Here is a 25237-nt window from a genome sequence, read left to right as displayed (position 1 = left end):
GATTCGTGAGTCATCAGCCGCCCTACGACCCTCGGCGACGCCCACCCCCTCCGGGGAGGCCTCGGGACGAGGACGCCCCCGTGGTGCGTAGGCGGCCCGGCGCGGCACCCGGATGGACCGAACACAACCGCCCCCGACGGCCCGCTCCCCCGCCCCCGCAACACCCGCGGGCTCCGCAACACCCGCAGGCATGGTCGAACGTCCCGCAGCGGGGCCCTCGCGACGACCGCGGACGGCCGATCCCTTCCCGGCAGCAGAACCCCCAGCAGCAGGACCCCCGGCAGTACAACCCTCAGCGCCGACCACCGCCCCCGCAGCAGCCGCCGATGCGACGACCACCGCCGCGCCCCGCGGGTCGACACGCGCCGCCGCCGGGTCCTCCGCCCCGGACGAGGCGTCGGCCCCGGTGGGGTCGCCGGATCGGCGTGGTTTTCCTGGTTCTGCTGCTGATGATCGTCGGCGCGGGCGTCTGGGCCGACACCTCTCTCGCACGCACCGAGGCGCTCACGAACTACGACGGTCGCGTCGCCGACACTCCCGGCACCAACTGGTTGCTCGTCGGATCCGACAGCCGCACGGGGCTGAGTCCCGAGGAGGAAGCGGCGCTCGCCACCGGAGGCGACATCGGCGCGGGCCGCACCGACACGATTCTGCTCATCAACATCCCCGCCGACGGACCGACGACCATGGTCAGCCTTCCGCGCGACTGGTACGTCCCCATTCCGGGCTACGGATCGGACAAGCTCAACGCCGCGTTCGCTCTCGGCGGTGCGCCCCTGCTGACCCAGACGGTCGAGACCGTGACCGGGCTGCGGATGGACCACTACGCCGAGGTGGGTTTCGGCGGCTTCGCCGACATGGTCGACGCCATCGGCGGTGTGGACCTCTGCGTGCCGTACGACATCAACGATCCCCTCGCCGGCATCGACCTCCGGGCCGGCTGCCAGGAGCTCTCCGGCGCGGAGGCCCTGGGTTTCGTGCGAACCCGCGCCACACCGCTCGCCGACCTCGACCGGATGAACAACCAGCGACTGTTCCTGTCGTCGTTGCTGTCGAAGGCGACGAGCCCGGCGACCTTCCTCAATCCGTTCCGCGCGATCCCGCTCGTTCGCGGAACCGTCGGTTCCCTGCAGGTCGACAACGGCGACCACATCTGGAACCTCGGGTCCCTGGCGTGGGCACTGCGCGGTGACATGGTGACCACCACCGTTCCCATCAGTGGCTTCGAGGATGTGGGCGGCTCCGGAAACGTGCTGCTGTCCGACCGAGAGCGAGCCTCGCAATTCTTCGACCTGTTGGCCACCGGTCAGCAATTGCCCCCGGAGCTGTTGACGGGCGGCTGAGCTCACTCGAGTCCCGGATCGGAGTCGGCGCTGGACGTCCGGCGCGTCTCGAGGTGTGCGCCGCCCCATCGATCGTCGGTGCGAGCCGCGGCCAGGAGACCCGCGCCGAAGTCGTTGGACAGGTCCCGCAGGACGGTGTGCAGATGGTTGCCCCCGCCCACCGCGTTGACCGCCTCGATCAGGTGGTCCTCGGTCTGCACGCGAAAGTAGTGCGGCGCACCGCGGCGCTGCGCCCCCGCCCACGCGAAGTGCACCCCGGCCGGACCCCGCTCCAGCAACCGTCGCGTCGCGGCCGCACCCACCTCCTTCGGGAGCCGCTGGAGGTAGCAGGACACGAGATCGACGAGGACGTCCCACTGGTCGGGTCCGAGTTGCGCACCGCAGATCCCGGCGGGGTGGGCGCGGACGAACTTCAGGGCCACCCGATCCGCGTCGGTGATCACGTAACCGGGCATTCCCAGGTCGTACAGATCGGGGTACTCGTACGCCCCGACCCCGGGTACCTGGCGAGTGACGAAGTCGGCGGGTGCGACGTCGTGGACCACGGCGGCCGCCCGCTGCGCGTCGTCCAGCGATTCCAGGACGGCGAAGCCCAGGCCCTCGTCGTCGGCGAGCGGGGTCAGCACCCCGTCGTACTCGGTGGGTTGCTGACCGAGAGCCATCGGCGTCGCACAGACGTACCGCTCCGCGACGACGGTGACGTTGAGACACACGTGGTGCCCGAGCAGCCGCATCGTCCAGGTGTCCTCGAAGGCCGGTCGGCCGAACACCGTCAGGTGGTAGGACTCGGACGATCGCCACGACTGCAGGGCGGGTCCGAGAAACTCGTGTTCGTAGTCGCGGAGGACGTGTTCGAGCTGGGGAACGGCCAGGATCTTGGTGAACGTCCGGAGCGGGACCGTCCGGCGAATCAGATCCCACAGCAACACGGTCTGGTGTCGATCGAAGCGGTCGAGAGACAGACCCGTGCGGTCGGGGCGCGGGATGATGTCCCAGTCGACGCGTCGGGGATCGTCGAAATCCAGCACCATGTTCGACCGTTGCTCCGGACTGCACGTGTCGAGCAAGCCCATCATCGTGACCGTCGCGGCCGTGGCCGTGCCGTCGGCTCGGTAGTGGGAGAACGGATCCGGGTCGGTGTGCGGGCTCATGGTCGTCCCGGCTCCTTTCTCGGCGGCGGCGCCGTCCGGTGGGGGCGGTCGTCACGATGCTGCGGGCGCGGACCCCGCGGGCACAACGCTTCTGTCCCGTTTCACGGGACACGGCTCTTGGCCCGCCCGAGCGAGCGTCGTAGTGTCCCGCGGCGATGACTACCGACACAGCCACCCCCGCCGACGTTCTCGTGGTCGGTGCCGGACCCGTGGGGAAGTTCCTCGCCGTCCGGCTCGCTCGACGCGGTCACTCGATCGTTCTGGTGGACAAGCAGACCCGAGATTACGAGCTGCCCCGAGCGGTGACCCACGACGCCGAGTTCGCGCGCGCATTCCAGTCCGTCGGCCTCGCCCCGGACCGCATCCCGAGCGTGACCGAGCCGTACGACGGTATGTACGTCTGGCAGAACGCCGACCAGCGCACCCTCGTCGAGTACGACTGGCGAGGCCGTGGTGAATCCGGTTGGTACAACACGTATTTCTTCCACCAACCCGATCTCGAGGCCGAACTGCAGAAGCAGATCGAGCGGTCGGACTCCATCACCGTGCACCGCGGTCTCGAGTACCGGCGGCACGCCGAGAGCGCCGATCGAGTCGTCGCGGGATTCGTCGACCGGAGCGGACGCCGCCACCGTCTCGAGGCGCGCTACCTGGTCGGTGCGGACGGCGCACACAGTCGCGTCGCCGCCGACATCGAATGCGCCTGGCACGATCAGGGGTACTTCCACGACTGGCTGGTCGTCGACGTCGTACCCCGTGACGGCTCCCGAATCCCGAACGTCGCACGGCAGCACTGCGATCCGGCCCGCCCCAGCACCATGGTGCCCGGCGGACCCGGCCGCCGTCGGTGGGAGTTCATGCGCCTGCCCGAGGAGACGATCGAGGAGATGAACACGGCCGAGTATGCGTGGAAACTCCTCGCCCCCTTCGGTGTCCGACCGGATACCGCTCGACTCGCGCGGCACGCCACCTACACGTTCCAGGCGGGCTGGGCCACTCGGTGGCGTCGTGGTCGCATCCTGATAACCGGGGACGCGGCCCATCTGATGCCCCCGTTCGCAGGCCAGGGACTGTGTGCGGGGATCAGGGACGCCATGAACCTGGAATGGAAGCTGTCCGCGGTTCTTCGCGGCGACGCACCGACGACGTTGCTGGACACCTACGGGCCGGAACGCATCGACCACGTCGCCCGGTTCATCGAGTTCTCCATGTCGCTCGGAGACATGGTGTGCGTGACCGATGTCGACGAGGCGACGCGGCGGGATCGCCGACTGCTCGACGGTCACGGCGACGACCCGGCCCGGCCGCCCCGACCCCGGCTCGGACCGGGCATGCACGTCGGCACACACGGGGGGTCGCTCTCCGTGCAGGGCCGGGTGCGACCGGTCGGCGGGCCCGACGCCTCGATCGCGCGCCTCGACGATCTGGCCGGGCCGGGCATACTGCTTCTGCGCCACGGCGTCTCCGACCCGAAAAGCGAACGGACGACGGGACTCTCGGCCGCGGGCATCACGGTCGTGGCCCTGACCGCGGGCGTCGGCGGCGTGTCGCCGGTCGAGGACGGTGTGCTGCGCGTCGAGGACGGTGTGCTGCGCGTCGAGGACGGTGTGCTGCGCGTCGAGGACGGTGTGCTGCGCGTCGAGGACGGTGTGCTGCGCGTCGAGGACGGTGTGCTGCGCGTCGAGGACGTGGACCGCACGTACACGCGGTGGCTGGACGATCTCGACGCGGACTGCGTGCTCGTCCGACCGGACTTCTACGTGTTCGGCGCCGCGACCGCGGGCGAGACCGGCGCCCTCGTCGACGCGTTCCTGGCGCGGACGTCGGACGCGGTATCGGCATCGTGAGTGCGCCGCAGGTCCAGCAACGCCGTGACGTATGCCGTCCGCCGCGCACGGAATCGAGCCGTGGGTGCGACCACGGACACCGCGTGTGTGATCCCGCCCGTGCGCCGGATCGCCACGGCCGCAGCGCTGATCGTCAGGTCGTGCTCCTCGTCGTCGAAGGCGATACCCGTTCGGCGGACCTCGGCGATCTCGGCCAGCAGTGCGTCGCGATCGGTGACGGTGTGCGGCGTGAAGGCCGTCATGACAGCCGGAAGAAGTTCCGTCAGAGTGGATTCCGGGACCGACGCGAGCAGGGCCTTCCCGAGGCAACTCGCGTGCGTGGGAAACACCTTCCCTACTCGGGTGACCGCCTGCAACCGGTGACTCGACGCGATCTGATCCACGATCACCACCTCGCTTCCGTCGAGTACCGCCAGATCCACGTTCTCGTCGACCGTGCGGGCCAGCGCGGCGAGCGCCGGGCGCAGAGGCGCGACCAGTTGCTGCTGGCTGCCGTACGCGACTCTCATCAGTCCGGGGCCCAGTCGGAAACCACCGGCCGGCGCGGGCGCCAGGTACCGCAGCGCGACCAGTTCGGTCACCACCCGGTGCACCGAGGAACGCGGTGACCCGGTCGCGTCGGCGATCTCGCGCACCGTGAGTCGACGGCCCGACTCGGCGAGGACGTCGAGGATCGCCCCGGCTCGACTCAACACACTCATGTCCACCTCGACAGAACGGAAATGCCCGTGCACCTCGTCGGAATCTCTCGACCGGACGCTAGCGCACCGGAGGTCGCGATCCTGCGGAACGACCTGGTCACGGTGTTGGGAGACATCACCACGTTCTGGTCGGACCCGTGGTCGGCCGTCGCCGCCGTCGATCCGGCGGCGCCGACGCTGCGGCGAACCGACATCCGCGAGGTGCCCCTGGTTCCGGACCGAGCCAGAGTGCTGTGCGTCGGGCTCAACTATCGCGAGCACGCGCGGGAGGGTGGATTCATTCCGCCGGAACATCCGACGCTGTTCGGACGGTGGACCGCCTCGCTCAGCGTCGGCGACGTCGCGGCACCGGTTCCCGTCGACGAGGACGGACTGGACTGGGAAGGCGAGATCGCCGCGGTCGTGGGGTCCGAACTGACCGACGCCACCGCCGTCGACGCACTCGCCGCGGTGTTCGGATATTGCACGTTCAACGACCTGACCGCCCGCCGAGCCCAGAAGCTGACCACCCAGTGGACCCTGGGCAAGAACGGTGACGGATCGGGTCCGATGGGGCCCCTGGTGACGTCCGACGAGGTGGGCGATCTGCGCGACGGTCGCCGCCTCACCACGCGGGTCAACGGGACGACGGTGCAGGACGCGAACACCACCGACATGATCTTCGACGTGGGCAGCATCCTGTCGCTGGTCAGCCGGACGATGACGCTGCATCCCGGAGACGTCGTCGCCACCGGCACTCCGTCCGGCGTGGGCTACGTGCGCACACCACCGTGGCTGCTTCGGGGCGGCGACGTCGTGGAGGTCGAGGTGGAGGGTCTGGGCGTCCTCCGCACGCCGATCGGAGGATCTCGTCGACGCCCGATCCGACGGACGACCGTCGACCCGACCACCACGACGCAGTAGCGTTCCGGGTCATGACCGGTGACCACGACGCAACCGACTCCCACGACCGAAGCGCGTTCCACGAGCTCCTGCGCGAGCAGATCCGGCACGAGTTCACCGCGTCCCAGCAGTACATCGCAATCGCGGTCTACTTCGACGGCGCCGACCTGCCTCAGCTCGCGGCCCGGTTCTACAGCCAGGCCGACGAGGAGCGCGGCCACGCGATGATGATGATCCAGTACCTGTTGGACAACGGCCTCGAGGTGCGTGTTCCGGGTGTGGACGACGTGACCACCTCGTTCGCGACCGTCCGCGAACCGGTCGAACTCGCCCTCCGACAGGAGAAGGCCGTGACGGCGCAGATCACCGCGCTGGCCCGCACGGCCCGCGACACGGGCGACTACCTCGGCGAACAGTTCGTGCAGTGGTTCCTCGGCGAGCAGATCGAGGAGGTGGCGAGCATGACCACACTCCTCACCATCGTCGACCGCGCAGGTGACAATCTCTTCCACATCGAGGACTTCGTCGCCCGAGAGATGACCACCGAGGACCGCGGCGGAGCATCGGCGCCGCGGGCCGCCGGCGGGCTCGGCTGAGCAGCCGGTCGAACCGGCGGACCCGGTGCCTCAGCGCAGGGTGACCTGGCGACTGCGCAATCCGTCGCGGGCCCGGATCTCGTCCGAGGTCAGCGCGCCGGTCTCGGCCAGGACGTCGGTCAGGCGCCGACCGAGTTCCTGCGTGCCCGTCGCCCATTCGTCGGGATGTACCTCGGGGTCGAGGTCGAAGACCGGCACGAGCAGACCGTGGGTGCGAAACGATCCCGCGAAGCGGGAGCCGTCGCCGACGTGCAGCGCGTTCCGAGACTGCAACCGAGCCAGGGCGAGCATCAGCTCGTCCTCGTCCTCGGGCCGCACCCAGCGAATGTGGGCCTTGTCCCCGGCGTCGACCCACCAGGCGGCCTCGACACCGTCGGCGGTGATGCGAGCGGACGGCATGACGGCGGTGTTGGCCTGTTCGATGGTCGCGGCGACGTCGGGCGACGGCTCCGTTCCCTCGGGCAGCCACCACGAGAAGTCCTTGTGCACGGTGATGTCGAGACCGGTTCCGGGCTCGAGGAGGTCGACCAGCCGGGGGGTGGTGTCGGTGGGGTTCGCGGCGTCGATGGACGTGCCGTTTTCGCCGGTACGGGCCCATTCGACGGACGCCGCGAGATCGGCGGACAGATCCTCCGAGAACGAGCGCACCTGCATCGCCACGAAGCCACCCGGCTCGTCGCCGTCCCGCACCAGCGCCGCGACGGCTCCCGGCAACACGGTGGTCAGGGTGACGGGTCGTTCGCCGTTCGTCACCGGCAGCGGCGCGGTGGCGGAGGCGACGAACTCGCGCATCGCGACGAGGTCGCACTCGAACGCCACACCCTCGAAAGGGCGAACGGGCGCGGCCGACAGCGCCTCACGCTCGGCGCGGCGCTGCTCGAGGAGCTCCGCGCGGCGGCTGTCGGGCTTGGGTCCACTGTTTCTCTTGCTCTTCTTACCCACGAGGACCGAACCTACAGGTACCGGCGATCCTCCCGGGCGATCGGCAGGTGTCAGAGCAGCCGATTCAGCGGACTGTCGTCCAGCCAGGCGAGCGCCTGACCGGGGTGGTCGGTCGCGATCCACCGCACCCCGAGGTCGTGGCACAGGTGCACGTCCTCGCGTGAATTGACGGTCCAGCAGTACGTCGCACGGCCGGCGGCCGCCGCGCGATCGACGAGGTCCGGGCGCTCACGCAGCGTCTTGATCGACGGACCCACCGCGGTGGCGCCGACGGTGGTGGCAGCGCCGCCCCCCAGATGACTCGACTGCGTGCCGAGCAGGACGGTGGGCAACATCGGTGCCGATCGACGCACCCGCCACACTGCGGTCGGGGCGAACGACATCACCACGGCCCGCGACATCGACGCCGATCCCGGGCGGCCGATTCCGAAGCGGTGCAGTTCGGCGAGCACCTTGTTCTCGATCAGCCCGCCGTAGCGCACAGGGTGTTTGGTCTCGATGAACAGCTTGGCCGGTTTCGCCTTCCACGACACCACCGTGTCGATGAGATCGGAGAGCAGCAGGACCTGCGCGGGGTCGTCCACGGTGCCGTAGTCGTGTCCGCTGAGCGCCTCGTACGTCAGCGAACTGACGATGCCCGTGCCGCTGGAGGTGCGATCGATGCGCCGATCGTGCACGCACACCACTCGGCCGTCGCGGGTCAGCCGAACGTCGCACTCGACGCCGTCCGCGCCTTCGCGCAGAGCCTGTTCGTACGCGGCCAGAGTGTGCTCCGGGCGGGCGCCCGACGCACCACGATGCGCGACCACGAACGGAACCGGAGTCATCGCAGAACGGGTTCCTTCACCTCGGAGGACGGGTCCGGGACGTCGGGGTCGGGGCCGTCGGGCTCGGTGCCGTCGGGCTCGGTGCCGTCGGTCGCGTCGGGATCGGTGGGTTCGACGGTCTCCGTGGCCTCCGAGGTCTCGGCCGTCGCCGCGACCGGTCGAGCCGGCGGCACCACCGTCCATCGGGTGACCGACCTCCGCGAACCTGTCAACGTCCGATCCTGCGAGCGGTGGACGATGGCGAGCGTGGTCATCGCGAGCGCCGCGGCCACGAGATCGGTCAGCATCGACAGCAGAACTCCGTTCGCGCGCGCCTGGATGCCGTCGGACAGGCGCAGAAGGGCGGTCGCCGTCAGCAGGATCCAGTCGAGCACCCACAGCAGCCACCAGCGGGGGACCACCTTCTCCACCCGCAGTCGATGCGGACTCGCCCTCGCGAACTCGGTGAGGAACACCCCCGGCATCACCAGGTTGACCACCGGAATCAGCGATCCGAGATAGATCGTGCGCCGCCGCCGTGGGTCCGTTCGTCCGGTCGTCGCGAACGCGTCGGCCCGGGCGCGGATCAGCCACCCCACCGCGGACACCGCTGTGACCAGCCCGAATCCCACCGCCACGACGCCGAGGGACCACACCGCCGCGTCGGACAGGGCGAGGACGACGGGGCCGATGAGGGAGGTGCGGCTGACCAGGAGCAGACCGTAGCGGGCGAGTTCGGCGAGCGCGGCGGCGACGAACAGAACGGCGGTCAGTCGGAGCAGCATCGGCGCGCGGGCGGCGAATCGATCGGAGGCGCTCGTTCCTTCGGGCGGCGGCGCCGGTGCGGTCATGGGCAGGCCCCAGGTGGGGGTCTGCGCGTAGGAGGGCGTCGGGCCCGGCGCGGCGGGTCGGCTCCGGCGGGGGCGGCCGGACGGCGGCGCGCTCGCGGTCCATCGGAAGTTCCGGGGCGGCTCGAATCGGCCCGGCGGGCGTCCGATCGCGACCGGGGACAGCAACACTCCGCGACACAGAGGGCACCACTGCCGCGGCGCGGGGCCGACGTCGATGCGGCGTTCGCACCGGCCGCACATCTGGAAGTAGTTCACCGTGAAGGCGTGTCTACCGGACCGACGCGGGACGTCCGGAGGAGTCGACGACGCCCAGACCCGCCTGCTGCCACGCGATCATGCCGCCGTCGACGTTCACGGCGTCGATTCCGGCGTGGACGAGGTACTCGACGACTCGGGCCGACCGACCGCCGGAATGGCAGACGACGTAGACCCGCGCGTCACCGGCGATCTCCGACACCCGAGAGGGGACATCGCCCATCGCGATGTGCACGGCGTCCGGAGCGTGGCCCTCTTCCCACTCGTCGTCCTCGCGGACGTCGAGCAACATCGCCGACTCCCCGGACGGCGGAACGTCGCTCACGGGGACGGTGGGGACGGTTCCTGAACTCACTCCTCGATCCTGTCACGACACCGCGATCGACGCCACGGACTCGGCGAACGCTGCGCCGGCACGCGACATCCCGCGACCGAATGCACGAGATTCATCCACAGTTTCCACAGGCCGATCCACAGAAAACGGCGATTCGACGGCGGAATTTGTCGGATACGACCAGACGAAGGCGAGCGGAACTGGAATGTCTCACCACTGTTCCTGCCGACGCCGCGGACGACGCTCTACAGTCGTATTTCATGGACTTGCGAATTTTCACGGAACCTCAGCAGGGTGCGACCTACGACGATCTGGTGCGGGTCGCCCGCGCCTCTGAGGACCTCGGGTTCGACGCCTTCTTCCGTTCCGACCATTACCTCGCCATGAACGCCGACGGCCTTCCCGGACCCACCGACGCGTGGATCACGCTGGCGGGCTTGGCCCGTGAGACGTCGACGATCCGACTCGGAACGCTCGTCACCTCGGCGACCTTTCGTTACCCGGGCCCTCTCGCCATTTCCGTCGCCCAGGTCGACGCGATGAGCGGAGGTCGCGTCGAATTGGGTCTCGGAGCGGGATGGTACGAGTCCGAGCACTCGGCCTACGGAATTCCGTTCCCCTCCGTCGGGGAGCGTTTCGACAAATTCGAGGAGACATTGGCGATCGTCACGGGCCTGTGGGGAACACCCGTCGGAGAGTCGTTCTCCTATGACGGCGACCATTTCCCGGTGAAGGATTCCCCGGCCCTTCCCAAGCCCGCGCAATCGCCGCCGCCGATCATCATCGGCGGCATGGGCAAGAAGCGGACGCCCGAACTGAGCGCGCGGTACGCCGACGAGTTCAACCTCCCGTTCGTCGACGTGGAGACCTCGAAGGCCCAGTTCGAGCGCGTCCGGACCGCCTGCGATGCGGCCGGACGCGACCGCGCGAGCCTGCGCCTGTCCAACGCCCTGGTGTTGTGCTGCGGTGCGACCGACGCCGACCTGGCCCGACGGGCGGACGTGCTGGGTCGCGACGTCGACGAACTACGGGCCAACGGCGCAGCGGGGAGCCCGGCGGAGATCGTCGACAAGCTCGGGACCTTCGCCGAGATCGGTTCGAGCCGCATCTACCTGCAGACGATGGATCTGTCGGATCTCGATCAGCTCGAGCTGGTGGCCTCGGAAGTGCTGCGTCAGGTGGCCTGAGGCTCGATGCGCGAGCGCCGGCGGCCGGTGCGATCGGCGTACACGCGCACGATCCACCGCGACGCCGGCGTCTCCACGTAGCGGTACACCAGGTCGGAGATCACGCCGGTGACCACCAGGAACACGGCCACGGCCGCGGTGGGCCCGAGGTGCGGCTCGACCAGCGAGTACACGCGGTAGAGCACCAGCGTGTGGACCAGATAGACGGTGTAGCTGCGGGTGGCGAGCCAGTGCACGGACCGCGAGCGGGCGATCGGGCCGTCCCGCTTGGCCAGCAGCACGGTGGTCGCGGTGAGCACGACGAGTGTCCAGACGTGTCGGCCCTGGCCCACGTGGAAGGCGTCGACCACGGTGGCGTAGGTGACCACACCGCCCTGGATCGCCATCGCGGGAACCGTCTCGCGCCAGGTCAGCAGCCCGGCCCACGCGAGGTAGATCAGCTGCCCCACGAACACGGCCGGCAGCGTGGCGGCGATCTTGTCGAGCATCGGGACGGTCCAGTCGACCGGAGCGAACTCGGTGTAGACGATGACGGAGAGGCACACGAGCGCGCCGACGGTGGGGACCACGACCGGGCGGGTGAGCAGAACCCGGCGCATCGCGACGCAGTACAGGTAGAACAGCGCCTGCACGCTGAGCGTCCACGTCACCCCCAGCACCACGATCTCGGGGCGGACGAAGAAGCCGCCGAGGACGAAGCTCATCGCGACCTGGCCGTTGCTCAGATCGTTTCCGCCGGAGAACAGGCCGTTGACCCCGAGCCGCACGAGCACCACGGCGGCCAGCACCGAGAGCCAGAACACCGGCAGCAGGCGAGCGGCCCGCGCGACGAGGAACGATCCCGTGGGGTTGCGCATCGCGGAACCGGTGGCCACGAGCCCGGTGAGCATCATGAAGAAGGCCACGCCGACGAACGACAGGTGCTGGTTCAGGCCGCCGACGTTCACCAGGGTCGCGGAGACGACGTCGATCACCCACCACGGCGTGCCCAGGTCGTCGACCAGGTAGTACGAGATGTGCGAGTAGACGACGGCCACGACGGCGATCGCTCGCAGGATGTCGACCCCGGGGAATCGGAGCGCGGGCGCGGTGAGGGTGCGAGGGCGCCCGGACGACGAGGAAGCGCCGCCCGAAACGTCGGGTTCCGACGAAGGCGGGGTCCTGGACATCGTGCTCGAGTTTAAGGTTCCGTTCACGCGATGGTCGACCTGGCCTCGGGAAATCGTGATGACGCACCGCCGGACTTCGGTCCGCTTGGCGATTCGTCACCGGCGCGTGCCGCGTGGCCGCTCCGGTTGCTCGAGGTGTACGAATGAGATTGGCTGGGTAGATCCCCAGCACAGGCGTTGGGACATCAGCGCATGAGTCACGTTGCTATTGATTAGAGAAGGGAAACACGTGTCCGAGTACACACTGCCCGACCTCGACTACGACTACGCAGCTCTCGAGCCGCACATTTCGGGTGAGATCAACGAGCTCCACCACTCGAAGCACCACGCCACCTACGTGGCCGGCGTCAACACGGCCATCGAGAAGTTGGCCGACGCCCGTGACAAGGAAGACCACGCGTCGATCTTCCTGCACGAGAAGAACCTCGCGTTCCACCTCGGCGGGCACGTCAACCACTCCATCTGGTGGAAGAACCTGTCCCCGAACGGTGGCGACAAGCCCGAGGGTGAGCTCGCCGCGGCAATCGACGATCACTTCGGATCGTTCGACAAGTTCCGCGCGCAGTTCACCGCCGCGGCCAACGGCCTTCAGGGCTCCGGTTGGGCCGTGCTCGGCTACGACACGCTCGGCAAGAAGCTGCTCACCTTCCAGCTGTACGACCAGCAGGCCAACGTGCCGCTCGGCATCATCCCGCTGCTGCAGGTCGACATGTGGGAGCACGCCTTCTACCTCCAGTACAAGAACGTCAAGGCCGACTACGTGAAGGCCTTCTGGAACGTGGTCAACTGGGCCGACGTCCAGCAGCGCTTCGCCGCCGCCACCTCGCAGACCTCGGGGCTCGTCTTCCCCTGATCTCTCGCGCTCACGGCACGACCTACGCCGCATCCGTTCCTCGGGTGCGGCGTTCGTCGTGTTCGGGGCCGGGCTGGGGCTGGGGCTGGGGCTGGGGCTGGGGCTGGGGCTGCACCAGCTGCACACAACCGTGCCCCGCGCGGCACTTCCGGCCCTCTCGCTCATGGTTGTGTGCAGATCCTGCAGGGTGACCGAACACCAGCCACGCCTGCCTCGTCTGGCACTCGACACCACTTGTGTGCCAACCGAACCCCGTGGTTGTCTCGACGAATCACCCGACGTCGTGTGGTCGCCTCGACACGCGTCGTGCACGAGGCGCATCGATCGTCGGCCAGTGCGAGGAGAGCGCCATGACCCACGGCTCGGGATTCATCGGAGTCACACCTTTCCAGGCGAGTGGCGCGCTACGCGGCTTCGTCATCTCGGGGCGCTGGCCCGACACCACCAAGGAGTGGGCTCAACTGCTCGCGTTCACCGTGCGGGTCGCGTCCACCCCCGGCCTGCTCGGCACCAGCACGGTCTTCGGGGTGCGTGAGGAACTGCCGGACGATCCCGACGCGTCGATGGTGGGGTTGGCGCTCGCCGAGGGGCCCGTGATCGGTGCGGGTGCCGTCACCCCCGAACGGTTCGGTGCACCCCGTCCCGCGGCGCTGATGATGTTGCATCCGCCGTCGGAGACCTTTCCCTCGTTGCCGGAGTGTGCGGGCGCCGCATCCGGGTGTGTCCTGCTTCCGGGGCTCCCGCATCTGGGCCTCGATCACCGCGCCGCGTGGGTGGAGGCCGAGGCCGACGGCACCGTGACCTCCATGGTCTCGCGCGTCGGCCTCGATCCGATCAGTGATCCCGACACCGCCGTGTTGGCCATGCTGCTCGCCGCGTAAGGGTTTGCCGGATAGCAATTTTCGGGTTTCCCAACTCGATTGTCGAAGTTGCAGAAGCCTTCTCGCCCACCTAGCGTCGTACACAACGAAGGGGAGTAGCCCCCAATCATCGAGTCGACATACTGGCGCAGCAGACCGCGCCCGGCTCCGTGAACCGAGACGACGTTCTCGGTGGGCGAGACCTTCGGTCCGATGACCGTTCGGCCCGGAGGTATCACCGCCATGCTCGCTGCCACCCTGCTCAGTTTCGGCGTCATCTTCGTCGCCGAGCTGGGAGACAAATCTCAGCTCATGGCGATGACGTTCGCCCTCAAGTACCGCTGGTGGGTGGTCATCGGTGGTATCACCGTCGCCACCACGGTGGTCCACCTGCTCTCCGTCGCCGTCGGGCACTCCCTCGGTGTCGCACTCCCGACGCATCTCATCTCCATCGTCGGCGGAATCGCGTTCCTGATCTTCGGACTCTGGACGCTGCGCGGTGACTCACTCAGCGAGGGAGAAAGCCTCAAGGCGGACCGCGTCACCAAGTCGGCCCTCCTGGCCGTGGCCTCGGCGTTCTTCCTCGCCGAGCTCGGCGACAAGACCATGCTCGCCACCGTCACCCTCGCTGCGGACAACGACTGGGTCGGGGTGTGGATCGGATCGACGGTCGGCATGGTCGCGGCCGACGCCCTCGCGATCGCCGTCGGCGCCGTCCTCGGCAAGCACCTCCCCGAACGCCTCATCACGTTCGGTGCCGCGACGCTGTTCTTCGTCTTCGGTGTCTGGTTGATTCTCGGCGGCCTGTTCCCCGAGTCGTCCGCCGGCATCGTGGCCGCACTCGTGACCGGTGCCGTCGGCGCCGCCCTCACCACGTGGCGGCTGCGCCGGGACTCCGCTGCCCGCATCGACGAATCCGTGGAGACGCCGGTCGCGGACGCCGGTCCTCGCTGATCTCCGTCCGGCACCCGCTAGGGTCGACTTCGGTGAGCGGCCACTAACCGAGCGGCCGTCCGACGGAAGGACCTCGAAGTGGAGATCGCAGGAACAGCAGCACTGGTCACCGGCGGCGCGTCGGGTCTGGGAGCGGCCACGGCCAAGCGTCTCGCCGACCAGGGGGCGACAGTGTTCGGCCTCGACCTGCAGGCGTCCATCGACAAGGCGGGCGATTCCGTTCCCGAGGGCGTCACCCTCATCGCCGCGGACGTCACCAGCGACGGGGAGGTTCGCGCCGCGCTCGCGCAGATCGCCGACGCCGGAATCCCGCTGCGCATCGTCGTCAACTGCGCCGGAGTGGGCTGGGCCGGACGCATCCTGTCGAAGAAGGGTGCGCACGACCTCGAACTGTTCCGCACCGTCATCACCATCAACCTGCTCGGCACGTTCAACGTCATGCGGCTCGCCGCGGAGCACATGCAGACCCTCCCGACGGTCGACGAGGCCGGTCAGCGCGGCGTGGTGATCAACACCGCGTCGGTCGCGGCCTTCGAGGGTCAGATCGGGCAGATCGCGTACTCGGCGTCCAAGGGCGGCGTGCACGGCATGACGGTTCCCGCCGCGCGCGATCTCGCCCAGTTCGGAATCCGGGTGTGCACCATCGCGCCCGGAATCGTGGACACCCCGATGCTCGCCGGCGTCACCGAGGAGTACCGCCAGGGTCTCGAGGCCGGGGTTCCGTTCCCGTCGCGCCTCGCGCAACCCACCGAGTACGCGCAGCTCGCGCAGATGATCGTCGAGCACGACTACCTCAACGGCGAGACCATCCGCATGGACGGTGCGCTGCGCATGGCCCCGCGTTAGAGCCGGTCACAGCGTCGGGAAAACCGGGACGAAAGTTTGTTTGCTCCCACCCATCCACTCCCCGTCCCGTCGCGAATCACTTTTCGAGACGCCCGTCGTCGCTGCCAACCCCCGACTGGTAGCTGCGGCGGGCGTTTCGCCGTCCGTGACGGCCCCACCGTCAGCGGCGGCGTTCCCGCAGCCGCGCGGCGGTGACCACCTCGTCCGTGGCCACGGTGTCCATCCAGATCCGCAGTGCCCTCGTCGCCCGCACATCGTCCTCGTTGTACTCGAGCAGCCGATCCCGCTGCGAGGAGTCGACCGGACCGTCGTAGCCCACGGCTTCCCGATACCAGACCATCGACGCCTCGCCACCCGCCTCGTCGTCCCGCCAGGTGAACCCGGCGATGGGGGCGATCTTCTTCAGACCCTTGCCCGACGGGCAGACGAAGTTCTCCGACACAGCGATGTACATGTCCACCCACTCCGGTGAGTCGATGAACTCCTTGATCTCGGACTCCTCCGGTACCCCGTCCACCCCGGCGAACCGTCGCGCGGAGGCCAGCAGCCACTTGTCCTCGGCCGCCCGCGAATAGCAGTAGGCCGCGAAGGTCCGGCCCCGGGCGTGCGCGGCGTCGCGTACGCCCAGCAGCCACGCCCAGAACTCGGCGAACGATCGCGCTTCGTCCATGGTGGGCACCGGCTCCCACGTCACGAACGCGCGGTACTCCGGCTCCGATCCGTCCCGAGCGTCGAGGAGTGTCCCCCACATGTACGCACCGTGCTCCTGGTAGCTCTCCATGTCCACGTCGACCTCGACGTCCGCGCGCTGCACGGTCACCTCGTCGTGGCGCCGCACCAGCGGAACGTCCGCCAACCAGGCCTCCGCGATCACCACCGACTCGTCGAACCCGCCGTGCGTCCAGTCCGCGGGCGGACCCGACGTCCACGTCGCCAACTCGTCGATCGTGCGGATGCCCGCGGCGCGCAGCGCGTCGGTCCGCGACCCCGGCACTATCAGGCTCACGTCGCGCGCGTTCACCAGTGCCTCGCTGCACTCGGACCACCACGGGCAGGTGCGGCACTCGGCCACCTTGGACGGTGCCGTCACCGTCTCGCCGCGTGCGACGGCGAGGCGATCGGCGAAGCGCGCGTCGTACTCCGGTGCCACCGCCGCCAGATCGTGGACCAGGATCACCGAGGCCCCGAACCCGATCACCCCGCCCTGCTTCGACCCCCCGGCGAACCCGATGTCCCCCAGTAGGCGGTGCACGTGCACCGCGGAGAGCTGATCCCGCAGCTGCGAGCGCACCTTGCGGCCGGAGTCCACCGTCGGCGCCCACTCGTCGAATTCGGTGGTCAACGCTCCGCGACCGGGGTCGGTCACCTTGTGGTTGACCACGAGCACCGGGATGTACCCGCCGGCCGGATCGGCGATCAGCAGGTCGCAGCGTCCCCGCCGGCCGGACTCCTCGTCGGCGGCGAAGGTGGCGTTCCAGATGCGCGGTACCCCCGCCTCGCACGCCGCCACCGTGGCCCGGATCCGCTCACCGCGAGACGCCGACGCATCGACGACCGTGGACGCCGCGGGGTCCACCGCGATCAGCCGCGTGCGGACATCGAGCCGATGCGCCTCGGCCGCCTCGATGCGCATGGCCACCCCCGGGTCCACCGGATCGTTCGCCACGAGCGATCCGTAGGCGGTGTCGAGGTACACGCGGTGGCGACACCGCGTGAGGGTCGCGGCGTCGATCATCACCGGAGATCTCATTCTCGCAGCGTAGAACGAGGCGGTGACATCACCACAGGGGTAGGCCGGATAGTCTCGACCTCAGCATCTGCACGCGTCGGACATCTCGATCCCGGTCCCGACGCACGACACGAAGGGGGCTCGTTCACGATGGCCTTGATCAAGAAGCGTTCTCGTCGAGCCACCCGGAAGGCCACTCGCAAGGCCGAGGCCAAGGCGCTTCGCCACAAGGCCGGCCTCGAGGCCAAGTACACGGCGCGCAACGAGCGCAAACACCTGAAGAAGATCGCGAAGAACGACGCCAAGGCACTGGCGAGCCAGCAGAAGGTGGACCAGGCGCACATGAAGGCCCTCGCGGCACGCGAGAAGGCCGCTCGTGAGGGCAAGGTCAACGCCGCCAAGGTCCGCAAGTACCTCGGCATCGCCCGCATCGTCGCTCCGGTCCTGGTCCCCATCGCGTACCGCGCGTCCACCATCGCTCGCGGCCGGCTCGACAGCTACCGGGCGAACCGCATCGGCGTGGACGTCCGCGAGCTGGGCCAGTACACCGGCCACGGCGCCAAACTCACCGCGCGCATCGTCGGGGCCGAGAGGTCCCTCGCCGAGCTCGAGTCGACGCATCCGGGTGACCGCGACACCGGCTCCTTCGCCGACGCGATCAAGAGTCGGCTCACGGAGCTGACCACCGCCGTGCACGCCGCCGAGCAGATGCCGCCGTCGCGGCGCAAGCTCGCCCACGGCGCCATCGGCAACGAGCTCGACGGCATCGAGGCCGACATCCTCGCGCGCCTCGGCGTCCGCTAGAGAAAGCTCCTCCCGCCGTGACCTCCGCCCCCACCGCCTCCGCGTTCTTGCGTGGTGGGGCCGTCGGTGCCCTCACGGCCTCGATGGCGGTGGCCGCCCACGGGTTCGCCGGTGGCGCGGTGCCGTCGTCGGCCGCCCTGGTCCTCCTCCTCGCCCTGTCCGTGGCCGTCGGGGTCACGGCGGCGACGGTGGCGACGCACCGCGTCGGGCGCACGGTCCCCGCGTGGTGGCTGGTCGGCGGTCAGCTCGCGGCGCACTGGGCCCTGTCCCTCGGGGACGTGCACGCCTCGCACAGCGGCGAATCGGGCGCCGGTCCGACGACCATGCTGATCGCGCACGTCGTCGCGATCGCGGTGTGCGCGTGCGTCGTCGACGCGGCCGAGCGTCTCTACGGTCCGATCACCTCCGCGCTGCGCGCACCGCTGCTGCGCGTGCCCGGTCGCGTGGCCGCGCCGTCGATGTTGTTGCCGCACAGCGACGTTCGCGTTCCCGCACCGTCACCCGTCCTCGCGTCCGTGTCGAGTCGGGGTCCGCCGTCGGTACTCGCGTACTGACCTCACGACCCGCATCACTCGACCGAAAGACATGTCATGACCACCTTCTACACGTGTGCCCTGAGCACGGGTGCTCTCACCGCTGTCGGCCTGGTGGCCGCCGCCGGTATCGCGTCCGCCCACGTGAGCGTCCACTCCCCCGGTTCCACGCAGGGTGGGTACGGCGTCCTCGAATTCCGGGTACCCACCGAGTCCGACACCGCCTCGACCACGGCCCTCACCGTGCAGCTCCCCGAGCTCACGTCCGCCCGGACCCAGCCTCTCCCCGGGTGGACCGCCGTCGTCGAGCGCGACGCCGACGAGCGGGCGACCTCGGTGACCTGGACCGCCGATCCCGGCAACCCCGGCGTCGGGCCCGGACAGTTCCAGCAGTTCCTCCTCTCCGCCGGGCCCCTGCCCGACGAGGATTCCGTCTCGTTCCCCTCCACCCAGAGCTACAGCGACGGCGAGATCGTGAACTGGGACCAGCCGATCTCCCCGGACGGCACGGAGCCGGACTACCCGGCTCCGACCATCGCCCTGGCCTCCGCGGGGGACGACCACGACGGACACGGAGCCCACGGCGGCACGGGAGCGGCGACCACCCTCGCGGCCTCGTCCACCGACGTGGCGTCCGCGAGCGATTCCACGGCCCGATGGCTCGGCGGAGCCGGACTGGTGCTCGGCGCACTCGGCGCCGCTCTCGGCATCGGCGCCACCGTCCGGAGCCGACGCTCGTGAGGGCCGTACTCGCCGTCGTCGCGCTGCTCGTCGCGGCGTTCCTGGCGGGTGCGGGCGCCGCATCCGCGCACTCGGTCGTGCTGTCCAGCACCCCCGAGAACGAGTCGAGCATCGACGCCGGACCGGCCACCGCGTCGGTCACGTTCAACGAGGCGATCCAGGAGCAGTTCGCGGCGCTCACCGTCGTCGGACCCGACGGCAACCTGTGGTCCCGAAGCGACCCGAGCGTCGACGGAGCGACGGTCTCCGTCGATCTCGGCGACCTCGGACCGGTGGGGACGTACACCATCGCGTACCGCGTGACCTCGGCCGACGGCCACCCGGTCACCGGCACCCGAACGTTCGAACTCACCGCCGAGGGCAACGGCACGCCCGGTCCGCCCGCCGACGGTTCCGCGCCGCCGGCCCCGGCCACCGGCAGCGCGAACGGCGGCAGCACGGACGCCGCGAGCACCGAGACGGCGAACGCCGCCGACACCGCCGACGACGGCCTTCCGCTGTGGCCGTTCCTCGTCGCCGCGGGCGTCGTGTTCGCCGGTGGACTGGCGTTCACGTTGCGCACGCGGAACTGACCGGCGCGCGATGGGGACGACGACGGCACGGCGCTGGGAGCCGGCCGTCGTCGTTCCCGCCGGACTGCTGGGGGTAGTGCTCGCCGAACTCCTCGGCGGGCCCGCGTCCGCGGGCGCGGCCACCGCGGCCCCGGAACGGGGTGCATCGGGCGTCCGACTCGCCACCGACCTCTCCGGATCCCTCGTCCTGGGTCTGGGACTTCTCCTGCTCCTCACCCGCGGTACGCGCCATCTCCGCGGCGCGCACCCGTGGCGGTGGACGGCTCTCGCGGCCGCCGTCTGGGCCGGCGCCGAGGTGGCGCTGCTCGTCGACGGCGCCGCGGCGGCTGCCGGTGGTTCGGTTCTCGAGCTCTCCACCGGGGTCTTCGCGGACTACCTCCTCGACATCTCCGCCGGACGGGTGGGCATCGCGACGGTCGCGGTGGCCGTCGGAATCACGGTGCTCGCCGCCGTGGCCGCCACCACCGAGACCGACGTTCCGGGTGTCCTCGTGGTGGCGCCGACCACCGTCGCGCTCATCGCCCGACCCGTCACCGGGCACATGTCGCAACAGTTCGCGGGAGCGCCGCTGATCGCGGCACACGTACTCGCCGCCGCCGTGTGGCTCGGGCTGTTGCTCGCCATGGCTCTGACTCTGCGCACGCGCACGGCCTGGGCCGCACTGCTTCCCGTCTACTCACGGGCCGCCTTCTGGTGCGTGATCGTCATCGTCGTCACCGGCGTGATCGATGCGGCCGTCCGGCTGGGGTCGGTGAACGAGCTGCTCACCGGTGCCTACGGGCACCTGGTGATCGCCAAGACGGTACTGGCGATCGCGCTCGTCCTGGGCGGTTGGTGGCGGCGTCGGACCTGGGTGTCCACCATCGCCGACCACCGCACCGACGCACCCGTGTCGGTGCGGCGGGCGGCGGTGGAGACGGCGGTGATGACGTTCACCGTCGGTGTCGCCGCCGTGTTGGCGACGACGGCCTGATCTCTCGGTCCCGGAGGACCTACCGGGCCGGGGTGGGCTCGGCGCTCGGCAGCAACCGCACCAGCACGTCCGACATCGTCACCACTCCGACGGTCGCACCGTCCCGCGTCACGACGGCGAGGTGGTTCCGGGTCTCCCGCATGCGGGCGAGGGCGACGTAGACCGGGGTCTGCGCCTCCAGGGTGAACAGCGGCCGGATGAACTCCGTGATGCCGTGGGCCGGATCGGACTCCAGTGCGTCACGCACGTGGACGACGCCCATGACCTCACCGTCGTCGTCGGCCCGGACCAGGATGCGCAGGTGCCCGGTGTCCACCGCGGCCCGGCGCACATCGGCCACCGTGGCCGACTCCGACACCGCGGTAGGCGGTTTCGGCGTCGCGTCCGGACGGGAACGGTCCGCAGTCAGGTCCGCCACCGTGAGGTCCTGCAGTTCGAGAGCACCCGAGATCTGGTTCGAGTACTGCTCGTCCAGCGATCCCACACTCACCGAGTGCGCGACGAGCTGCCGTAGGTCGTCCGGGTTCTGACCACCGACGACGTTGTCGGCCGGCTCGACGCCCGCCTTGCGCAGGCACCAGTTGGCCATCGAGTTCAGCGTGGTGAGGATCGGCCGCGTGAACCACATGAACCCGCGCATCGGCAGGGCGAGCATGGTCGCCGACTTCTCGGGGTGCGCGATGGCCCAGGACTTCGGGGCCATCTCGCCGACCACGAGGTGCAGGAAGGTGATCACGATCAGGGCGAACACGAACCCGAGCGCGTCCGACGCCCAGTACGGCAACCCGGTGGACTCGATCGTCGGCCGCAGCCAGTAGTGCAGCGCCGGCTTGCTCGTCGCGCCGAGACCCAGGGTGCAGAGGGTGATGCCGAGCTGGGAACCGGCCAGCAGCACGGTCAGTTCGGTCGAACTCCGCAGTGCGGCGCGCGCCGACCGCGACGTCGCCGCGGCGTCCTCGAGCCGGTGTCGCTTGGCGGCCAGCAGGGCGAATTCGATCGCCACGAAGAACGCACTCAGTGCGATCAGGCCGATGGTGACGGCCAGGAAGACCCAGATGTTGTTCATCGATTGCTCTCCGATGCGTGCAGGGCAACCGGTTTCGGATCATCGGTCGTGGATGTCGAGTCGTCGTCCGGGTCGCGTTCGCCCACCTCGAGCGTCAGCGACGACGGCACGTGGTTGTCGATGTCGCGAACCGTGACGGTCAGGAACCGTTGTGGCGGTTCGCCTTCCGTGGCCAGGTCGCCGTGGTCCATCGGCAGGTCGATCACGACGACGTCACCGATGTCCGGCAGCGAACCGTGGTGGCTGATCGCCAGACCCGCCACCGTCTCGTAATCGCCCTCGGGCAGTTCGCGATCGAGTGCACGCTCGATCTCGTCGAGGTGCACGTCGCCGGAGACGGTCCAGACGCCGGACTCGTCCTGCGTGGGCTCGACCTCCTCACCCTCGACGTCGTGCTCGTCGGTGATCTCACCGACGAGTTCCTCGGCGAGGTCCTCGATGGTGATGACGCCGGTGAAGGTGCCGTATTCGTCGATGACACAGGCCAACTGGTTCTTCGACGTCCGGAGCTCGCCCATGGCGTCGGGAAGGGACTGCGTCTCCGGGAGGATCAGAGCGTCCCGGCTGAGTTCGGAGACCGGGGTCTCGTCGGCGAGGGTGCACGAGAGCACGTCTCGCAGGTGGACGACGCCCTCGATGGAGTCGTCGCCGTCCAGCACCGGGTAGCGCGAGTGCTCGACGTTCATGAGCGCGCGAACCTCGGCGATGGTGTCGTCCGCACGGACCGTTGCGACCTTGGAGCGCGGAATCATGGCGTGGCCGGCGGTGCGCGTCGGGAAGTCGAGGATGCGATCGAGCAGAGTCGACAACTCGTCGGGGAGGTCGCCGGTGTCGCGGCTCTCCTCGATGATGTGCTCGAGGTCGCGCGGGGTGGCCGAGTGCTCCACGTCGTGGACCGGCTCGATGCCGAGCGCCTTGAGCAGAGCGTTCGACGACGCGTCGAAGATGCGGATCAGCCAGCCGAACAGCTTGAGGTAGATCGTGGTGGAGAGCGAGAGCCACCGAGCGACGGGCTCGGGGCGCGCAATGGCGAAGTTCTTGGGGAACAGCTCACCGAAGAGCATCTGGATGAACGTGGCCACGACGATCGCGGTGACCGCGCCGACCGCGATGCCGATGCCGCTGGGGACCCCGACGCCGCCGAGCAGCGTGCCCAGGGACTGACCGATGAGCGGTTCGGCGAAGTTACCGACCAGCAGACCGGTCACGGTGATACCCAGTTGGGCACCGGAGAGCATGAAAGATGTGCGCTTGGTCACGGTGAGCGTGCGGGCGGCCTGCACGTCACCGACCGCCGCCCGCGCTTCGAGGCGTGAGCGGTCGACGGTCATGTAGGAGAATTCCTGCGCCACGAAGTAACCGGTGGCCGCCGTGATGGCGATGACGACGAAGAGACCGAAGAGGAGCGTCAACAGTGCGCTCATGTGCCGGTCACCGCCCCGATCGCATTCGAAAATGTCAGGGGGGCCATGACCGGCCCGGGTTTGTCGCTGTCCATTCGTCCTCTGTCAGTGTGGGTTGGTGCGTTCATCGTAGCGAGCATTCGCCGCTACGCGAATCGACACCGACCGAACGGACCGTTACCGGCCCGGTACGTACTTGATCGCGCGAATGAAGAACGGCAGCGCCTTCGCCCACAGCTTGGGTGGCAGGCGGCGGCCGCCGAGGTTGATCAGACGAGTGGTGGACACGGTCTGCGACTCGGTGAACTTCAGCAGGCCTTCCGCCCCGTGCCGACGTCCGACGCCCGAGACACCCATGCCGCCCATGGGAGCTCCGGTGCTGCCCCAGGTCGGGGCGTAGCCCTCGTCGACGTTGACGGTGCCGGCCCGCAACCGGGCGGCGATGGCCTCGCCCTGCGCCTTCGTCTTGGCCCAGACGCTGGCGTTGAGACCGTAGTCGGTGTCGTTGGCGCGGCTGATCGCCTCCTCGACGTCGGCCACCGGGTAGATCGACACCAGCGGCCCGAAGGTCTCGCCGCCCCAGCACTCCATGTCGTCCGACACGCCGGTCAGCACGGTCGGCTCGTAGAACAGCGGACCGATGTCGGGGCGGGCCCTGCCGCCGGCGACCACGGTCGCACCCTTCACCTTGGCGTCGTCGACGTGGTTCGAGATGGTCTTGACCTGGTCCTCCGAGATGAGCGACCCCATCTCGACGCCGAATTCGTATCCCGCCCCGACGGTCATCCGGCGCACGCGCGCACCGAACGCGGCCGTGAACTCGTCCGCGATGGACTTCTCGACGTAGATGCGTTCGATCGAGATGCACAACTGCCCGGAGTTACCGAAGCACGCTCGGACCGCGGCGTCGACCACCTCGCCGATCTTGGCGCCCTTCGCGACGATCATGGCGTTCTTGCCGCCGAGCTCGGCGGAGAATCCGATCAACCGGCGACCCGACTGCTCGGCCAGCAGCTGACCGGTGGCGGTGGATCCGGTGAACATCAGGTAGTCCGCGGTGTCGACGATGGCGGTGCCCACGACGGAACCGGGTCCGGGGACCACGGCGAACAGGTCCTTGGGCAGCCCCGCACGGTAGAGGAGTTCGACGCAGGCGAGGGCGCAGTACGGCGTCTGGCTGTCCGGCTTGAGCACCACACCGTTGCCCGCGAGCAGGGCGGGGATGGCGTCGGACACGGCCAGGGTCATCGGGTAGTTCCAGGGCGAGATGACGCCGACGACGCCCTTGGGCTGGTAGTGGATCCGAGTCTTGGTCAGGACCGGGAGCATCCCCTTGGCCTTCTTGGTGGCCAACAGCCCATCGGCGACTCGCGCGTAGTGGCGCGCCGTCATCGCGATGTCCAGAACCTCTTCCTGAGCGGCGGAGCGGGACTTGCCCGTCTCGGCCTGCGCGAGGTCGATCAGCTCGGCGCGGTGCTTCAGCACCAGGTCGCGGTAACGGTGGAAGATCTTCGCGCGGTCGCCCACCGAGCGAGCCGCCCACGCGGTCTGGGCACGCCGAACCTTCGCGTTCGCCGCCATCACGTCGTCTCGGGTACCGACGGGGATCGTCGCCAGTTCACGCCCCGTGAACACCTCGGTGACCGGTTTGGTCTCGCGCGAGACGGCGGGATCGAGAGCGGCGAGGGCCGCGAGGCGGGTGAAGGTGTCGGGCGTGGGTGCTGGCATGTGAGTTCTCTTCCGGTGTCGGTGGAACGGGTGCGCGGCGGCGTCGGGTGACCGGTGATTGCGTGTGACCGGCGTTGACGGTTACCGCCAAGATACCGTTTCGGGTGCTCC

At 69.3% G+C, this 25237-nt stretch carries 24 protein-coding genes and 1 pseudogene; 14 read left to right on the top strand and 11 right to left on the bottom strand.

The window, feature by feature from the left end:
* Nucleotides 1–425: 425 nt before the first annotated feature.
* Nucleotides 426–1343: an LCP family protein gene (locus tag ACY466_RS00380; protein WP_463248811.1), complete on the top strand. Its 918-nt coding sequence runs from the start codon at nt 426–428 to the stop codon at nt 1341–1343.
* Nucleotides 1344–1345: 2 nt separating this feature from the next.
* Here ACY466_RS00380 and ACY466_RS00375 read toward each other — a convergent pair whose 3' ends face one another.
* Nucleotides 1346–2494 carry a DUF3500 domain-containing protein gene (locus ACY466_RS00375; protein WP_463248808.1) on the bottom strand — a complete coding sequence of 383 codons (1149 nt, stop codon included), beginning with the start codon at nt 2492–2494 and terminating at the stop codon, nt 1346–1348.
* Nucleotides 2495–2649: 155 nt separating this feature from the next.
* Here ACY466_RS00375 and mhpA point away from each other — a divergent pair, with 155 nt between their 5' ends.
* The gene (mhpA, locus tag ACY466_RS00370; protein WP_463248806.1) at nt 2650–4341 is read left to right on the top strand and encodes a bifunctional 3-(3-hydroxy-phenyl)propionate/3-hydroxycinnamic acid hydroxylase MhpA; all 1692 of its coding nucleotides are present in this window, start codon (nt 2650–2652) and stop codon (nt 4339–4341) included.
* Here mhpA and ACY466_RS00365 read toward each other — a convergent pair.
* Complete coding sequence (locus tag ACY466_RS00365; RefSeq protein ID WP_463248804.1) at nt 4251–5042, bottom strand: IclR family transcriptional regulator domain-containing protein; 792 nt, start codon at nt 5040–5042, stop codon at nt 4251–4253. The two genes, mhpA and ACY466_RS00365, sit on opposite strands and share 91 nt — an antisense overlap.
* 21 nt (nt 5043–5063) lie before the next feature.
* On the opposite strand from ACY466_RS00365, the gene ACY466_RS00360 reads away from it, so the two are divergent.
* Together ACY466_RS00360 and ACY466_RS00355 are read left to right on the top strand one after the other, a co-directional pair.
* Nucleotides 5064–5945 (top strand): fumarylacetoacetate hydrolase family protein, encoded by an 882-nt coding sequence (locus ACY466_RS00360; RefSeq protein ID WP_463248802.1) that lies wholly within the window; start codon nt 5064–5066, stop codon nt 5943–5945.
* 11 nt (nt 5946–5956) lie between these two features.
* A complete protein-coding gene (locus ACY466_RS00355) occupies nt 5957–6520 on the top strand; it encodes a ferritin (protein WP_463248799.1) in 564 nt (187 codons plus the stop codon).
* Between the two features lie 30 nt (nt 6521–6550).
* Here ACY466_RS00355 and ACY466_RS00350 read toward each other — a convergent pair whose 3' ends face one another.
* Genes ACY466_RS00350 through ACY466_RS00335 form a run of 4 tightly spaced genes read right to left on the bottom strand, consistent with a single transcriptional unit; the run spans nt 6551 to nt 9729 of the window.
* Entirely contained in the window at nt 6551–7462 is a 912-nt protein-coding gene (locus ACY466_RS00350; RefSeq protein ID WP_463248796.1) for a DUF5926 family protein, read from the bottom strand.
* A 50-nt stretch (nt 7463–7512) separates the two neighbouring features.
* Nucleotides 7513–8289, bottom strand: a complete 777-nt coding sequence (locus ACY466_RS00345; RefSeq protein ID WP_463248794.1) for a glycerophosphodiester phosphodiesterase — start codon at nt 8287–8289, stop codon at nt 7513–7515.
* Nucleotides 8286–9374 (bottom strand): DUF4328 domain-containing protein, encoded by a 1089-nt coding sequence (locus ACY466_RS00340; RefSeq protein WP_463248791.1) that lies wholly within the window; start codon nt 9372–9374, stop codon nt 8286–8288. The genes ACY466_RS00345 and ACY466_RS00340 overlap by 4 nt, the downstream gene beginning before the upstream one ends.
* A 13-nt stretch (nt 9375–9387) precedes the next feature.
* Nucleotides 9388–9729 carry a rhodanese-like domain-containing protein gene (locus ACY466_RS00335; RefSeq protein ID WP_463248789.1) on the bottom strand — a complete coding sequence of 114 codons (342 nt, stop codon included), beginning with the start codon at nt 9727–9729 and terminating at the stop codon, nt 9388–9390.
* A gap of 239 nt (nt 9730–9968) precedes the next feature.
* On the opposite strand from ACY466_RS00335, the gene ACY466_RS00330 reads away from it, so the two are divergent.
* Nucleotides 9969–10895 carry an LLM class F420-dependent oxidoreductase gene (locus ACY466_RS00330; protein WP_463248786.1) on the top strand — a complete coding sequence of 309 codons (927 nt, stop codon included), beginning with the start codon at nt 9969–9971 and terminating at the stop codon, nt 10893–10895.
* Here the strand turns inward: ACY466_RS00330 and ACY466_RS00325 are convergent.
* Nucleotides 10883–12064, bottom strand: coding sequence for an acyltransferase family protein (locus tag ACY466_RS00325; protein ID WP_463248784.1), 1182 nt, complete (start codon nt 12062–12064; stop codon nt 10883–10885). The two genes, ACY466_RS00330 and ACY466_RS00325, sit on opposite strands and share 13 nt — an antisense overlap.
* A gap of 229 nt (nt 12065–12293) precedes the next feature.
* On the opposite strand from ACY466_RS00325, the gene ACY466_RS00320 reads away from it, so the two are divergent.
* The 4 genes from ACY466_RS00320 (at nt 12294) to ACY466_RS00305 (ending at nt 15577) form a co-directional block, all read left to right on the top strand.
* Nucleotides 12294–12917 carry a superoxide dismutase gene (locus ACY466_RS00320; RefSeq protein WP_463248781.1) on the top strand — a complete coding sequence of 208 codons (624 nt, stop codon included), beginning with the start codon at nt 12294–12296 and terminating at the stop codon, nt 12915–12917.
* A 350-nt stretch (nt 12918–13267) separates the two neighbouring features.
* Nucleotides 13268–13798, top strand: a complete 531-nt coding sequence (locus ACY466_RS00315) for a peptidase (protein WP_463248778.1) — start codon at nt 13268–13270, stop codon at nt 13796–13798.
* A gap of 222 nt (nt 13799–14020) precedes the next feature.
* Nucleotides 14021–14731: a TMEM165/GDT1 family protein gene (locus tag ACY466_RS00310; protein ID WP_463252392.1), complete on the top strand. Its 711-nt coding sequence runs from the start codon at nt 14021–14023 to the stop codon at nt 14729–14731.
* A gap of 78 nt (nt 14732–14809) precedes the next feature.
* Nucleotides 14810–15577 (top strand): SDR family NAD(P)-dependent oxidoreductase, encoded by a 768-nt coding sequence (locus ACY466_RS00305; protein ID WP_463248775.1) that lies wholly within the window; start codon nt 14810–14812, stop codon nt 15575–15577.
* Nucleotides 15578–15737: 160 nt separating this feature from the next.
* On the opposite strand, the gene ACY466_RS00300 is transcribed toward ACY466_RS00305, so the two are convergent.
* On the bottom strand, nt 15738–17327 hold the full coding sequence (locus tag ACY466_RS00300; RefSeq protein WP_463248771.1) for a TM0106 family RecB-like putative nuclease: 1590 nt from the start codon (nt 17325–17327) through the stop codon (nt 15738–15740).
* Between the two features lie 129 nt (nt 17328–17456).
* Between ACY466_RS00300 and ACY466_RS00295 the strand changes: the two genes are divergently transcribed.
* The 5 genes from ACY466_RS00295 to ACY466_RS00275 are packed head-to-tail and all read left to right on the top strand — an operon-like array spanning nt 17457 to nt 20929.
* Nucleotides 17457–18110: a DUF6474 family protein gene (locus ACY466_RS00295; RefSeq protein WP_463248769.1), complete on the top strand. Its 654-nt coding sequence runs from the start codon at nt 17457–17459 to the stop codon at nt 18108–18110.
* Between the two features lie 17 nt (nt 18111–18127).
* Entirely contained in the window at nt 18128–18664 is a 537-nt protein-coding gene (locus tag ACY466_RS00290) for a hypothetical protein (RefSeq protein WP_463248766.1), read from the top strand.
* Between the two features lie 36 nt (nt 18665–18700).
* The gene (locus ACY466_RS00285) at nt 18701–19384 is read left to right on the top strand and encodes a YcnI family copper-binding membrane protein (RefSeq protein ID WP_463248763.1); all 684 of its coding nucleotides are present in this window, start codon (nt 18701–18703) and stop codon (nt 19382–19384) included.
* Nucleotides 19381–19956, top strand: coding sequence for a copper resistance CopC family protein (locus ACY466_RS00280; protein WP_463248761.1), 576 nt, complete (start codon nt 19381–19383; stop codon nt 19954–19956). Before ACY466_RS00285 ends, ACY466_RS00280 begins: the two co-directional genes overlap by 4 nt.
* 10 nt (nt 19957–19966) lie before the next feature.
* Nucleotides 19967–20929 carry a CopD family protein gene (locus ACY466_RS00275; RefSeq protein ID WP_463248758.1) on the top strand — a complete coding sequence of 321 codons (963 nt, stop codon included), beginning with the start codon at nt 19967–19969 and terminating at the stop codon, nt 20927–20929.
* Nucleotides 20930–20948: 19 nt separating this feature from the next.
* Here ACY466_RS00275 and ACY466_RS00270 read toward each other — a convergent pair whose 3' ends face one another.
* From ACY466_RS00270 to ACY466_RS00260, 3 genes and pseudogenes are all read right to left on the bottom strand, one after another.
* Nucleotides 20949–21995 carry a hemolysin family protein gene (locus ACY466_RS00270; RefSeq protein ID WP_463248755.1) on the bottom strand — a complete coding sequence of 349 codons (1047 nt, stop codon included), beginning with the start codon at nt 21993–21995 and terminating at the stop codon, nt 20949–20951.
* Nucleotides 21992–23419 carry a hemolysin family protein gene (locus tag ACY466_RS00265; RefSeq protein WP_463248752.1) on the bottom strand — a complete coding sequence of 476 codons (1428 nt, stop codon included), beginning with the start codon at nt 23417–23419 and terminating at the stop codon, nt 21992–21994. The genes ACY466_RS00270 and ACY466_RS00265 overlap by 4 nt, the downstream gene beginning before the upstream one ends.
* A gap of 156 nt (nt 23420–23575) precedes the next feature.
* Nucleotides 23576–25129 (bottom strand): annotated as a pseudogene (locus ACY466_RS00260) (succinic semialdehyde dehydrogenase); the annotation flags it as partial.
* Between the last annotated feature and the right edge of the window lie 108 nt (nt 25130–25237).

This window comes from Rhodococcus sp. K11/5, from assembly GCF_055193735.1.
Note: the sequence above shows the minus strand (reverse complement) of the source record. Positions and strands in the feature narration are given on the sequence as shown.